Genomic DNA, 13377 nt, shown 5'->3' with positions numbered 1-13377 from the left:
TTACGCTCGCTCAAATCCGCGTTGAATTTCCCAGTCGGTGACCACCGCGTCGAAGGCTTCCTGTTCCCAGTCGGCTGCGCGGGTGTAGTGGTCGATGACTGCATCGCCGAAGGCCTCCCGCAGGAAGGCCGAGTTGGTCATGGTCTCGCGCGCGGCGCGCAGGGTGCCGGGCACCTCGGTGACCTTGCCGTTCTCGTAGACGTCGCCATCGGCGGGCGGCGCCAGTTCCAGCCCCTCCTCGATGCCCTTGATACCGGCAGCCAGCTGCACCGCCATGGCGAGATAGGGGTTCACGTCAGAGCCGGGAATGCGGCATTCCATCCGCACCGCCTTGCTGTTCGCGCCGCAGAGGCGGAAGCCCGCCGTGCGGTTGTCCACCGACCAGACGGCCTTGGTGGGGGCGAAGGTGCCGGCCATGAAGCGTTTGTAGCTGTTGATGTTCTGCGCCAGGAAGAAGGTGTAGTCGGGGGCATACTTGATGATGCCCGCGCAGTAGCTCTTCATCAGCGCCGACATGCCAAGGCTGTCCTCAGGATCGTAGAAGGCGCTTTCGCTGCCCTTCCAGATCGACTGGTGCACATGGGCCGAGCTGCCGACCTTGTTGCGGTGCCACTTCGGCAGGAAGCTGGCCGCATGGCCCTTCATCAGGGCGACGTCCTTGACCACATGCTTGCCGATCACGTGGTAGTCGGCGGCCAGCATGGCCTCGTCATAGCGGATGTTCAGCTCTTCCTGGCCGGCCTCGGCCTCGCCCTTGGTGCATTCCACCGGGATGCCCATGGCATAGAGCGCATTGCGCACCGGGCGCAGCACGACCTCGTCGCGCAGGCTGAGCTGCAGCGCGTAGTCCTCGTTGAACGGAGTCAGCGTGTCCAGCGCGCTGTAGCCCGACTTGCGGATCTCGTCGAAGCTCTTCTCGAAGAGGAAGAATTCCAGCTCGGTCGCCATCTTGGCGGAATAGCCCATGGCCTCAAGCCGGGCGATCTGGCCCTGCAGCATGGCGCGCGGCGAATGGGGCACCGGCTTGTGGTCGTGGTGGTCCAGGACGTCGCACAGGACGATGGCCGTGCCCTCCAGCCAGGGGGCGGGACGCAGGGTCGAGAGGTCGGGCTTCATCACGTAGTCGCCGTAGCCGCCCTGCCAGCTGGTCGCGGCATAGCCCTCGACCGTGTACATCTCGAGGTCGGTGGCCAGCAGGTAGTTGCAGCAGTGGCTCTCTTCCCAGGCGCTGTCGACGAAATGCGCCGCATGAAAGCGTTTGCCCATCAGGCGGCCCTGCATGTCGATGATGCAGGCCAGGACCGTGTCCACTTCGCCCGCGGCCACCTGTTCCTTGAGTTTGTCGAACGTGAGTGCTGCCATCTTTCATTCCTCCTGACCAGAGAGAGGCGGCCCCGGAAGGGCCGCCCCGTCATTTGCTGTTGCGACCCGGCGATCAGCCGAAGGTGTAGGGCGGGCCTGCCTTCGAGGTCACGTCCTTGTAGTCGCGGAAGATCTGCACCAGCTTGGCGGCCACTTCGCCCTGCTCGGCCATCTCGTCCCAGAAGGTGACGGCGGCGTCTTCGACGACCTTCCACTCGTCCTGCGGGATCGAGCGCAGCTGCAGCTTGTCGCCCTGGGCGCGCAGGCGCGCCTCGCCGCCCCAGTACCACTGGTTGCGGTAGGTGTGGCTGGCTTCGATGGCCGAGGACACGATGGTCTTCAGGTGCTCGGGCAGGTCGGCCCAGCGTTGCTGGTTGACGAAGAACGAGCCGATCCAGGCGCCCGAGATGTTGTTGGTCAGGAAGTAGTCGGTCACATCGGCCCAGCCGACGGTGTAGTCTTCCGTGATGCCCGACCAGGCCATGCCGTCCAGCTCGCCGGTCTGCACGGCGACCTGTGCATCCTCGTAGGGGATGTTCATCGGCACGACGCCGAACTGGCTGAGGAACTCGCCCGCGGTCGGGAAGGTATAGAGCCGCAGGCCTTCCAGGTCGGCCAGCGAGGTGATCTCTTTCTTGGTGTTGAAGTTGCACGGATCCTGCCCGGCAGCCGACAGCCACTTGACGCCGACCTTGGCGTATTCCTCGTCCCAGATCTCGGCCAGGCCGTACTGCTTGAACAGGACGGGCACGTCGAGGGCGTGCTTGGTGGCCAGCGGGAAGTAGCCGCCGAACTGGCGCAGCGGGGTCGGCGAGGCCATCGAGTCGTCGTCCGAGTGGACGCCGTCGATGGTGCCGCGCTGCAGGGCCTGGAACAGCTCGCCCGTGGGGACGATCTGGTCGGCGTAGTACAGCTCGATTTCAAGCTCGCCCTGGGCGGCGGCATTGATCGCGTCGATGGCGGGCTTGGTCACTTCCTGACCCAGGGCCGAACCGGCATAGGTCTGGAATCGCCACTTGATGGCTTCCTGGGCCTTGAGGACGGCCGGGGCCGCCAGAGCTGCGGGGGCCGCCATGGCGGCGCCGCGCAGGAAGGAACGTCTGTTGGTCATCTCGGGTACTCCCTTGGTTGGTGTCGGTCTTGGCCCCGCTTGGTCGCGGGATCTGGTTGATTATTATTGGTAGACGTAGTTCGGCAGCCAGGTGGCAATCTGCGGGAAGACCATGGTGATGGTCAGCGCGAGGATCATCACCGCCACGAAGGGCGCGATGGAGCCGTAGATATCTTTCAGGCTGATCTCGGGCGGGGCCATGGCCCGCATCAGGAACAGGTTGTAGCCGAAGGGCGGCGTCATGTAGGCGATCTGGCAGGTGATCGTGTAGAGCACACCATACCACACCAGGTCGAAGCCAAGCGCCCCCACGAGCGGCACGTAGAGCGGCGCGACGATCACCAGCATGGCGGTGTCGTCCAGGAAGCTGCCCATGACCAGGAAGCTCAGCTGCATCAGGATCAGGATGACCCAGGGGCTCAGGCCCAGCTGTTCGGTGAACAGGAAGCTGATCGCCTTGACCGCGCCCAGCCCGTCGAAGACCGCGCCGAAGGCCAGCGCCGCCAGGATGATCCACATGAACATGCACGAGATGCCCAGGGTGTTGCGGGTGGCGGTCAGGAAGACCGTCTTCGTCATCCGGCGCTTCAGCACGGCGGCCAGGAAGGCCGCGATGGCGCCGATGGCCGAGGCCTCGACCAGCGAGGTCCAGCCCTTGACGAAGGGCACCATCATCACCGCGAAGATGCCAAGCGGCAGCAGGCCGGCGCGCAGCAGGCGCATCTTCTCGGCGCGGCTCACCTGGGCGCGCTCTTCCGCCGGCAGGGCGGGGCCGAGCGCCGGGTTCAGGTGGCAGCGGATGACGATATAGGCGACGAACAGCCCGGCCATCATCAGCCCCGGCAGCACCCCGGCCAGCCAGAGCTGCCCGACCGGCTGGCGGGCGATCATCGCATAGAGCACCAGCACCACCGAGGGCGGCACCAGGATCCCCAGCGAAGAGCCCGCCTGGATCACCCCGGTGACCATCTTCTTGTCGTAGCCGCGCTTCAGCAGCTCCGGCAGCGCGATGGTCGAGCCGATGGCCATGCCGGCCACCGACAGGCCGTTCATCGCCGAGACCAGCACCATCACGCCGATGGTGCCGATCGCCAGGCCGCCCTTCACGCCGCCCATCCAGACGTGGAACATCTTGTAGAGGTCGTCGGCGATCTTCGATTCCGACAGCACGTAGCCCATGAAGACGAACATCGGCAGCGTCAGCATCGGATACCAGTTCATCAGCTTGATCAGCGCCGAATAGCCGATGTCGTAGCCGCCCCGGTCCCCCCAGAGCAGCAGCGAGGCCACCACGGCGACAAAGCCGATGGCGCCGAAGACCCGCTGGCCGGTCAGCAGCATCAGCATCATCGTGCTGAACATCAGCAGGGCGATCATTTCATAGGACATCAGATCTCTTCCCCGCGCAGACGCAGCAGGTCCTTGAAGAATTCGGAAAGCACCTGCAGCAGCATCAGGAACAGCCCGAGGCAGGTGATCAGCTTGATCGGCCACATGACCGGGCCCCAGGACGACCGCGAGGTCTCGATGTAGCCCATGACCTCACCCGCCGCCGCCGGGCCGCCGGTGAAGAAGGCACCGATCAGCTTGCCGAAGAAGGCCAGCGGAGAGCCCATGAAGTTGCCCAGAGAATAGGCCAGCGAGGCAAGGCCACCGTAGATCATCACGCCGAGGTAGAAGATCAGGAAGAAGACGGTGAAGGCATCCAGCCAGGCCTTCCGGCGGTCCGAGAGCTCGGCATAGATCAGGTCCATGCGCACGTTCGATCCCAGCTGGATCGAGTAGGGCCCGCCGAGGATGTAGTAGGCCACCATGACGAACTGGGCCATCTCGAGGGTCCAGAGCGAGGGCAGGAAGAAGGTCTTCGAGATCGAGGACCACAGCAGGATGCCCATCAGGATGAAGAGGCCGAACATGGTGATGCGGCCGATCAGGCGGTTCATGCCGTCGATCCAGGCGATATAGCCGCGCATCAGTTTCATACGTCGGCCCCCGGAGCGGGCGTGTCGGCCGCCTCTGTCGCCAGCTGCGCCAGCGAGCGGCTGAGCGCGGCGCAAAGCTGCTCGGCCATGGCGGCGACCTGGGCGGGCTCTGCCAGCAGGTCGTTGCGCACCTCGATCATCACGTTGAGCCGGCCCCGCGCCACGCCCTGCTCGTGCAGGGTATGGGTCACCCCGTCCGAGGCGGCATAGGGCGCGTTCAGCTCGGCTTGATTGGGGCCTGGCCAGTTTTCCAGCATCGCCACGGCAAGGCGGTCGTCGCTGTCATGCAGCAGGCCGACCTCGGTGGCACGCGGCGCGCCGTGGAAGACCGGGGTGAAGGAATGGACGGTGACCAGCGCGCCGCCGTGGCGGTCGAGCACGGCGCCGAGCGTCTCGGTGAAGGGCTGGTAGACCTCGCGCACACGCGCCGCGCGGTCGGCCTCGGACAGGTTGCGGTTGCCCGGCACCTCGATGACCTCGGACTTCGCCGACATCGCGCCGGGAGAGCTGGGCGGGCGGTTGCAGTCGTAGACCAGCCGCGACACCCGGGCGGCGACCAGCGGCGCGCCCATGCGTTCGGACAAGGCCAGCGAAAGCGCCAGCGCGCCCGGATCCCAGGCCGCATGGCTCAGCCTGTCTTCCGGAGCCAGCCCGAGACCGTCCAGAGAGGCCGGGATCGTCGCGCTGGCATGCTCGCAGCACAGCACGACCGGGCCGGTGCCCTCGGGGTTGAGAACATCTGCCGCAGGGCCATCGCCCGCCGTCAGGATAAGTGGTGCATTTCCCGTCATGGCCGCAGGGAAACCGCGACTGACCCGGAGTGTCAATTCATTTCTGTAGACATGACTACAGAGCGATCCTAGTTTGTAGCTATTGCTACAGGCGGAGGCGTGAGGCGTGGCAGGCGACAGGTCCGACGGCAGTTGCAAGGCATCCGACGAGGGCGGCGCCCTTTCGGTGCGGCAGCGGATTCGCCTGCGCGACCAGCAGCTCACCGCCGCCGAGCGCCGGGTCTGCGATGTCCTGCTGGACGACTATCCGATGGCGGGGATGCAGAGTGTCACCAAGCTTGCCGAACTGGCCTGCGTGTCGACGCCCACTGTCATCCGCATGGCGCGCAAGCTGGGCTTCGAGGGCTTTCCGGAGTTGCAGAACGCTCTGCGCGACGAGGTGGCCGACCGCATCAAGGCCCCGGCGCTTAAGCGCGATGCCCGGGGCGGGGATGGCCATGTGCTGCATCGCTTCGCCGATGCGCTGATCGGCAACCTGACCCGCTCTCTCGAACGGCTGGATACGGCGACCTTCGATGAGGTGGCCGAGCTGCTGGCCGATACCTCGCGACATGCCTACTTTCTGGGCGGCCGGATCACCGGCGCCACGGCAGCCTATTTCCACAATCACATGCAGATCATCCGCACCGGGGTGACGCTGCTCGATCAGGGGCCTTCGGTCTGGCCGCACTACCTGCTGGACATGGGCGAAAGCTCGGTCCTGGTGCTGTTCGACATCCGCCGGTACGAGAAGGACCTGCTGCGGCTGGCCGAACTGGCGCAGGGGCGCGGGGCGACCATCGTGCTGTTCACCGACCAGTGGGGATCGCCCATTGCACAGGTGGCGCGACATGTCTTCCACCTGCAGGTCGAGGCGCCCTCGAACTGGGACAGCACCACGGCGATTGTCGCCGTGGTCGAGGCATTGATCGCCGAGGTTCAGGCCAAGCGATGGGACGAGAGCCGGGAACGCCTCGACGAGCTCGAGGCGATGTTCTCGACCACGCGGGTCTTCCGCTCGGGCGGCTAGCTCAGGCGGTCAGCACGGCCATGCGGCGCAGCGCCAGCTGGTAGCCCTGCGTGCCGAAGCCCGCGATCACCCCGTCCGCGCGCAGCGAGACGTAGGAGTGATGCCGGAAGCTCTCGCGCTTGTGGACGTTCGAGATGTGGCATTCGATCACCTTGCCGTCGTAGGCGTTCAGCGCATCGAGTATGGCGACCGAGGTATGGGTGAAGGCGCCGGGATTGATCACGATGCCGGCGCAGGTCTCGCGCGCGGCGTGGATGCAGTCGATGATGCCGCCCTCGTGGTTGGACTGGTAGAAGGCCAGCTCAAGCCCCAGCTCCGCGGCCAGCGCCTCGCAGTCGCGGGCGATGTCGTCCAGGGTCTCGGCGCCGTAGATCTCGGGCTGGCGCTTGCCCAGCAGGTTCAGGTTCGGGCCATTGATGATCTGGATCCGGGGGGCCATGCGGCGTCCTTTCTGACTGTGGCGCGCCGGGGCGCTCTTGCCATGTCCTATGCTGCACACGGGGATGGGGCAAGCGCGACGCGCCCCGGAGGGCAGGCCCGCTGCAAGGAATTTGACTGCCTGCTCAACGATCTGCGGCAAGTTTGCGGCCCGGACCGCCCTGATTTCGCCGCAATCGAGCCATGTCTTGACCCGGGATCGCTCCAACTTTGGCCATTGCCCCATGGTCACTTTACCTTAACGGCACGCAGCAGACGGGCCGCGCAAAGGCGATGTGCCAGAGGGTAGAGATGATCCGGGACAGGGAGATGAGGGCCAATGTGGTTGGCGCCGGTGTGGTTGGTGCCAGGGCCCTAGGGGCAGGTGCGACGGGTTGCAATGTCATGGCAAGCGCCGCGACCGCCCCTGCGCGCCTGGCCATTGCAGAGCCACCACGCGGGCTCCGCGCAGCGCCGCTGTGCTGGTCCGACCTGACCCGGGCGCTGCGCATCCACCTTGGCGAGGGCGACGGCGGCGGTCTCGATGCACGGCTGGCGGCCGGGACGCGCGGCGTGCTCGAGGATGGATCGGCGGCCTTCCACGGCCAGCGGGTCGGCACCTACCGGCTGAATGGACGGCTGCGGATGATATCCGCCGACCATGCCACGCCCTTCCTCGCCGGCACCCTCGTGCGCACCCCCGGGGGGCTGCGGCGGGTCGAGAGCCTGCGGGCCGGGGATCTTGTGTCGACGCTGGACAACGGCGCGCAGCGGGTGCTCTGGACCGGGCGGCGCCGGGTTGCGGGGGATGGCCGCTTCGCCCCGATCGAGATCCGCCCGGGTACCCTGGGCAACGCCGTGCCGGTGCGACTGGCAGCGAGTCAGCATCTGGTGCTCAAGGATGCATCCATCGCCATGCTGTTCGGCCGGGACGAGGCGGTGGTGTCCCTGCGTCACCTTCTGGACGGCAGCCGGGTCCGGCGCGCGCCCTGTCGCCTGGCCGAACATGTGCTGCTGGCGACCGAGGGCTACCAGGTGCTGGATCAGGGTGACTTCGGGCTGGAATGCGCCGAGCCGCCGCTGCTGGCGGAAGCTGCCGAGACCATTCTGGAGGATGCCGGCCTGTGTCGTCATCCCCAGCACGTCGAGGCCCGGTTGCGCGTCGCCCGTGGCGGGCGCCCGGGACTGACCGGTTTCGAGGGGCGGCTGCTTGGTGCGATGATCGCCGCGAATGCCCCGTCTGCCGAGCCACGCCGCCCCGAGGCGCTGGCCGCAGCGCCGCGCTGAACGGCTGCGCGCGCGACGCTCAGGCCCGTGCCAATGCCGCCCTGGCCCTGTCTGCATCGAAGCGCAGCCCCATGGCGGCGCAGACCGGTTCCAGGGCCGCGACGTCTCCGGCCATCAGCCGGTCGGCCTGCACCTCGATGACCGTGACGCCGCTGGCGCGCAGCGCCGCGAGGCGGTCGTAGTAGCAGGCGCAGAAGGGCTTCCAGAACTCCTCCGAGGTGGAATGCCGCCGCATGAAGCTGGCCTTTGCGAGCGAGCGCAGCACCGCCTCGCGGTCTCGCGTGACCACCACCCAGGTGGCCTGCGGGAAGGCGCGGGCGAAGAGCGGCCAGAGCAGCGTCAGCTTGGGATCCTTGTAGCCCCAGGGCGCGCGCCCGTCGTAACCCTGGTCACGGATCGTCCGCAGCATCCCGGCCGCCAGCGCGGGGCAGGGCGGCAGGGCCTCGGTGCGGGGCAGGGGCGCCACGCCGCGCGGGTCGGCACCGAGACGCTCGAGCAGCGGTTTCAGCTGGGTCTCGCGCAGGGCACGGTTCTCGGCGTAGCCCTCGGGGTTGTCGGCATTGCCGGGGATCGTCTCTCCCAGCCACAGGCCCTGTCCCGCCAGCATGCGCATCACCAGCGAGGTGCCCGAGCGGGGCAGGCCGGTCACGAAGAGCGGGCGGGCCGCGGCGGGCAGATCGGGGGCGGCGACATGGGGCAGGGGCAGCGGCGCCACGGCGCGGGCCTGCCACGCGGCCCGGGTCTCGTCCATCCAGGCGGCGATGGCGGGGGCCGAGAGATCCTCCTTGCGCAGGGTGCGGGCCTGGGGAAAGACCGTGGCCGCGTCGCGCTCGGGCCCCCAGAACCAATGCGCCGTGCGGTTCATTACCGCCAGCAGCGGCACGCCCGAAAAGCCCGCCATGTGCCAGTTGGCACTGTCGACCGAGATCATGCCGGCAAGCGGGCGGATCATGTCGATGGTGCCGATGGGATCGGCGGTGATATCGGCCAGCGGCACCTCGCAGCGCGGGTCGGCCTGCAGGATCTTGCGCTCGTCCTCGGTCAGGTCGAACTGGAAGGCCAGGTAGCGCCCGTCCATGGGCAGCATGTCCAGCAGGAAGCGCAGAGGGATATGGCGTTCCTCGCGCCGGTTCTGTCCCGAGCCGCCGCGCCAGCAGATGCCGAAGACCGGCGTGTCGAAGGCATGGCGTGTCGGCCGGTCCAGCTGGATGCCGGGCGAGATCCGGCCAAGCCGCCGGTAGCCGCGTCCGACGAAATCGGCGGCTAGATGGGCGCGCGGCTTGCCGAGGGCGCCCGAGAGTTGCTGTATCGGGGTGAAGCTGGCCTGCGGGAAGTAGCGTCGCACCAGCCCGCCGTACTTGGCCAGCCCGGTGAAGGCCGATTTCTCATGCGCGCCTTCGGCCTTGATATGGGCAAGATGGAACAGCACGTCGCCAAGCCCCTGTTCCAGCACGATCAGCCCGGCGTCGCGCGACGGGTCCTCGGTGAGGGGCGCATGGGTGACGGCCTCGGGCAGCACCTTGGGAAAGTTGATCGCCCGCCCCCGCGCCGCATAGAGCGGGAAGCCGAGGCGGTAGCGGTGCGCCCAGATCTCGTGCAGCCCGGCAGAGGTGCGGAAGTCGGCCAGCTCACGCGGGCCATTGGCGGGATCCTTGCGCAGGCGCCGGGCCTGGCCGGGATCGCGCAGGCGCAGCGACAGGCGATAGCGCAGCGGGGTGAACAGTTGGCTCGGCAGCGCCCGGTTCAGCGCCCGCGCGGCATCCATGTCACCGACTTGGTAGAGCGCGCAGCCCAGCTGGAGATACTGCAGCGCCTGCCGGTGCGCCTCGGGCAGCGCTGCCGCGACGGGGCTGCGCAGCAGCGGTTCCAGCACCTGCCAGGCGCGCGAGATATTGCCATTGCGGAAGGCGGTCTGCGCCTCCTTCAGCAACCGGGCCGGAGAGACGCGGCGCGCCGTGGCGGCCGGTGTCGCTGTCATTTCTCGCGCGCTTTCAGCAGCTTCGCCGGGCGCACCCGTTCCGCCGCTTCGAACAGCGAGAAGGTCTGGTTGACGTAGTTCACCGCGCCGCCGATGTGATCCATGTAGGTCTTCAGCTCGTCCGTCATCTCGGCCTCGACCATCTGCACGGTCCGGTCCGGGCCGTCGGCCTCGAAGAGGCAATAGAACAGCGGTTCGCCGCGCCGGATCACGATGGGTTTTTCGATGTCATGCCATTCGAAGGCCCACATGAGGGGGCGCGGCCAGAGGGTGATCGGGAAGCGCCCGCCGAAGATCGTGCCCGGCAGGGGCGTCTTGCGGTAGTACATGTAGGCTTCAAGCTGGGTCAGGTAGACCGGCTCATCCGTGATGAAATAGTAGGGCAGCTTCAGCTGCAGGATCGGCCGGTCGGGGTAGCGCCACTCGGCCTCGGGCACCAGCGACAGCCGCTTGCCCAGGGTCGAGCCGCGCACGGCGGATTTCTCGCCCGAGAGGTTGCGCAGCTGCGGCTTGCCCTCCTTGTCGCGGGTGAAGCCGATGTTCAGGTCGAAGGGACAGGGGACTTCGAAATAGCGGCTTTCCAGGCCGACCACCGCGGGGCAGCGCGAAGCCGACTTGGCGTGCTCGCGGCGGGCGTCGCGGGAATGGACGCGGCGCGGCGGCTCGTAGATCACCGGGGCATCGACGGGGCCGAGCAGCCAGCCCACCTTCACCGGACCGGCGCCGGGATCGGTGGGGCCGCGCTGGTAGGTCACGTTGATCTCCATGGAAACACTCTCTCCTGCGTGCGCGGCTGCGGTCAGGAAAGGGGTAGCCCCTGCGGGACGGTCGCGCAAGCGGCCCTAGGGCAGCAGCGACAGCCAGAACCACGAGGTGAACAGGCAGACGCCCGTCGCGATCAGCAGCCCCGAGGCGGCCGAGCGCTTGGCCCGGTCATAGAGGTTGGCGAAGACATAGGTGTTCACCCCCGGTGCCACGGCGGCGGTCAGGATGGCCGAGCGGAAGCTTTCCGGCGAGAGGCCGTAGGCCTTGCCGAGGACCCATGTGATCGCCGGATGCACCATCAGCGACAGCAGGCAGATCAGCCCGATCAGGCGCCAGTCGCCTTCGATCCTGTATTGCACCAGTACCCCGCCGACCGCGAACAGCGCCGCCGGCAGCGCCGAGCGGGCGATGATCTGCAGGGCGTCCTCAAGCGGCACGGGCACCACGAAGCCGGTGAGGTTGACCACGAAGCCCAGCATCAGCGCGATCACCAGCGGGTTGGTGAAGATCTGGCGCAGAATCCGCCTGACCAGCGGGAACAGTGCCAACCCCTGTCCGCCGGCCATCGTCAGCTCCATCGCGACGATGCCGAGGGTGTAGCAGAAGGGCGCGTGGATCGAGATGATGGCGAAGTTGGCATCCAGCGCCGAGGTGCCGAAGGCGCGTTCGGTGATCGGCACGCCCAGCATCATCGAGTTGCCGAAGAGGCAGCAGAAACCGATGACCACCGCATCCTCGGGAGAACGCCCGATGGCCCGGGCCCCCAGCACTCCGAGGGAGAAGCAGGCCGTGGCGCCGACGTAGTAGCTGACCAGCAGCGGCGCGTGGAACTGTTCCCCGAGGTCGAAGCCCGAGATGGCGAGAAACAGCAGGCAGGGGAAGGCCGCGCTTTGCGTGTACGACATCAGCCCTTCGGCGACCGAGAGCTTCAGCAGCCCGGTGCGGGTGGTGACATAGCCCGCTCCGAGCACGAGGAAGACGGGCAGGATGATGTAGAGCAACGCGCTCATCACGGCGTCCTTTGCAGGGCCGGTCGCCGGCGGGTCAGATGCGGTAGGTGATCTGCATTCCGTCAAAGGCCGGGGTGATATGGTCCGGGGTCTCGGCCTGCAGCGTGTCGTAATCCAGGTCGATATGCATGTTGGTCAGCACCGCGCGATCGGGAGCGGCGCGGGCGATCCACTCCAGCGACTGGGCCAGGTGCGAATGGGTCGGATGCGGGTCGCGGCGCAGGGTGTCGAGGATCCAGCAGTCGAGGCCGGCGCAGGCCTCCCAGGCTTCCTCGGACATCTGGGCCACGTCGGGCAGGTAGGCCAGGTCGCGCACCCGGAAGCCGAGCGCGTCGATCGAGCCATGGTTCACCCGGAAGGGCAGCAGGGTGATGGTGCCGCCCGCGCCGGGGATGCTGACCGCGCCCTCGATCAGGTTCAGGTCGAGGATCGGCGGATAGGACGAGCCCTCGGGCTGGGTGAAGACATATCCGAAGCGGTCGGTCAGATCCTTCTGCGTCGGGATGTCGGCCCAGACCGGCAGGCGCTTGCGGGTGTTGAAGACCACCTGCCGCAGGTCGTCGATGCCGTGGACATGATCCGCATGGGCATGGGTGAAGACCACCGCGTCCAGCTTGCCGACCCCGGCCGAGATCAGCTGCTCGCGCATGTCGGGCGAGGTGTCGATCAGCACCGTGGTGCGGCCCTCGGGGCCCTCCTGCTCGATCAGCAGCGAGCAGCGGCGGCGGCGGTTCTTCGGATTGGCCGGATCGCAGTCGCCCCAGTGGCCGCCGATCCGGGGCACGCCGCCGGAAGAGCCGCAGCCGAGGATGGTGAAGGTCAGCGTTCCCATCAGGCGGCCTTGGCCTGCCATTGGCCGACCTTGGTGAAGAGGCGGTCGAAATTGGCCTGGGTCTGCGCCGCGAAGGCCAGGTAGTCGAGGCCGAAGACCTCGGCACCGACATGGGCGGTCAGGGCGGTAAAGGCGGGCTCGTTGCGCTTGCCGCGATGCGGCGGCGGGGCGAGGTAGGGGCTGTCGGTTTCCACCAGCACGCGCTCCAGCGGCACGGTGGCGAAGAAGTCGCGCAGCTCCTGGCTTTTCTTGAACGTCGTGACGCCGGACATCGACAGGTAGAAGCCCAGCTCCAGCGCCTTGCGACCCAGATCGGCACCGGACGAGAAGCAGTGCATCACGCAACTGTAGGGCGCGTTGCGGTATTCCTCTTCGAGGATGCGCGCCATGTCCTCGTCCGCGTCGCGGGCGTGGATGATCAGCGGCAGGCCGGTTTCGGCGGCGGCGGCGCAGTGGACGCGCAGGCTGGCCTTCTGGGCCTCGGCGCTTTCGGCGGTGTAGTGGTAATCCAGGCCCGTCTCGCCGATGCCGACCAGCTTGGGATGCTGCGCGATCTCGACCAGCTCGTCGAAGCTGACGGGCGGGTGATCGGCCACCGACATCGGGTGCAGTCCGAAGGTCCAGAAGACCGAAGGGTTGGCCTCGGCGATGGCGCGGACCCTGGGGACCGAGGGCATGCGCGTGCAGATCGAGACCATGCGTGACACCCCGGCCGCATGGGCGCGGGCAATCACCTGATCCAGTTCACCGTCGAAATCCGGGAAGTCGAGATGGCAATGGCTGTCGGTGATCTGGGGCGTATCGGTCATGTCTGTCCTGAAGGTCTTCGCGGC

Annotated in this window: 13 protein-coding genes; 2 read left to right on the top strand and 11 right to left on the bottom strand. The window is 67.4% G+C overall.

The genetic code is table 11. The features are described from left to right. The 5 genes from OS124_RS0103580 to OS124_RS0103560 form a co-directional block, all read right to left on the bottom strand. Positions 1 to 1362: a glutamine synthetase family protein gene (locus OS124_RS0103580; RefSeq protein ID WP_010137963.1), complete on the bottom strand. Its 1362-nt coding sequence runs from the start codon at positions 1360 to 1362 to the stop codon at positions 1 to 3. Between the two features lie 73 nt (positions 1363 to 1435). Further along, a complete protein-coding gene (locus tag OS124_RS0103575; protein WP_010137962.1) occupies positions 1436 to 2473 on the bottom strand; it encodes a TRAP transporter substrate-binding protein in 1038 nt (345 codons plus the stop codon). A 63-nt stretch (positions 2474 to 2536) separates the two neighbouring features. Continuing rightward, complete coding sequence (locus OS124_RS0103570) at positions 2537 to 3862, bottom strand: TRAP transporter large permease (protein WP_010137961.1); 1326 nt, start codon at positions 3860 to 3862, stop codon at positions 2537 to 2539. After that, positions 3862 to 4455: a TRAP transporter small permease subunit gene (locus tag OS124_RS0103565; protein ID WP_010137960.1), complete on the bottom strand. Its 594-nt coding sequence runs from the start codon at positions 4453 to 4455 to the stop codon at positions 3862 to 3864. The genes OS124_RS0103570 and OS124_RS0103565 overlap by 1 nt, the downstream gene beginning before the upstream one ends. Then, the gene (locus OS124_RS0103560; RefSeq protein WP_010137959.1) at positions 4452 to 5246 is read right to left on the bottom strand and encodes an N-formylglutamate amidohydrolase; all 795 of its coding nucleotides are present in this window, start codon (positions 5244 to 5246) and stop codon (positions 4452 to 4454) included. Before OS124_RS0103560 ends, OS124_RS0103565 begins: the two co-directional genes overlap by 4 nt. 106 nt (positions 5247 to 5352) lie before the next feature. Here OS124_RS0103560 and OS124_RS0103555 point away from each other — a divergent pair, with 106 nt between their 5' ends. Beyond that, a complete protein-coding gene (locus OS124_RS0103555) occupies positions 5353 to 6255 on the top strand; it encodes a MurR/RpiR family transcriptional regulator (protein WP_010137958.1) in 903 nt (300 codons plus the stop codon). Position 6256: 1 nt separating this feature from the next. Here OS124_RS0103555 and aroQ read toward each other — a convergent pair whose 3' ends face one another. Then, entirely contained in the window at positions 6257 to 6694 is a 438-nt protein-coding gene (gene aroQ, locus OS124_RS0103550) for a type II 3-dehydroquinate dehydratase (protein ID WP_010137957.1), read from the bottom strand. Positions 6695 to 7077: 383 nt separating this feature from the next. Here aroQ and OS124_RS0103545 point away from each other — a divergent pair, with 383 nt between their 5' ends. Continuing rightward, positions 7078 to 7959, top strand: a complete 882-nt coding sequence (locus OS124_RS0103545) for a Hint domain-containing protein (protein ID WP_010137956.1) — start codon at positions 7078 to 7080, stop codon at positions 7957 to 7959. Between the two features lie 19 nt (positions 7960 to 7978). Here the strand turns inward: OS124_RS0103545 and OS124_RS0103540 are convergent, their stop codons facing one another. The 5 genes from OS124_RS0103540 to OS124_RS0103520 form a co-directional block, all read right to left on the bottom strand. Beyond that, a complete protein-coding gene (locus OS124_RS0103540; RefSeq protein ID WP_010137955.1) occupies positions 7979 to 9937 on the bottom strand; it encodes a sulfotransferase in 1959 nt (652 codons plus the stop codon). Then, positions 9934 to 10704: a hypothetical protein gene (locus tag OS124_RS0103535; RefSeq protein ID WP_010137954.1), complete on the bottom strand. Its 771-nt coding sequence runs from the start codon at positions 10702 to 10704 to the stop codon at positions 9934 to 9936. The genes OS124_RS0103540 and OS124_RS0103535 overlap by 4 nt, the downstream gene beginning before the upstream one ends. A 75-nt stretch (positions 10705 to 10779) precedes the next feature. Then, a complete protein-coding gene (locus tag OS124_RS0103530) occupies positions 10780 to 11712 on the bottom strand; it encodes an AEC family transporter (protein ID WP_010137953.1) in 933 nt (310 codons plus the stop codon). Between the two features lie 34 nt (positions 11713 to 11746). Continuing rightward, positions 11747 to 12544: an MBL fold metallo-hydrolase gene (locus OS124_RS0103525; RefSeq protein WP_029375137.1), complete on the bottom strand. Its 798-nt coding sequence runs from the start codon at positions 12542 to 12544 to the stop codon at positions 11747 to 11749. Beyond that, a complete protein-coding gene (locus OS124_RS0103520) occupies positions 12544 to 13353 on the bottom strand; it encodes a TatD family hydrolase (RefSeq protein ID WP_010137951.1) in 810 nt (269 codons plus the stop codon). The genes OS124_RS0103525 and OS124_RS0103520 overlap by 1 nt, the downstream gene beginning before the upstream one ends. Between the last annotated feature and the right edge of the window lie 24 nt (positions 13354 to 13377).

This window comes from Oceanicola sp. S124, assembly GCF_000220565.1.
In the GTDB taxonomy this organism is placed as follows: Bacteria; Pseudomonadota; Alphaproteobacteria; order Rhodobacterales; family Rhodobacteraceae; genus Pseudooceanicola.
The sequence above is the reverse complement of the archived record's forward strand: the minus strand, read 5'-3'. Positions and strand labels throughout refer to the sequence as shown.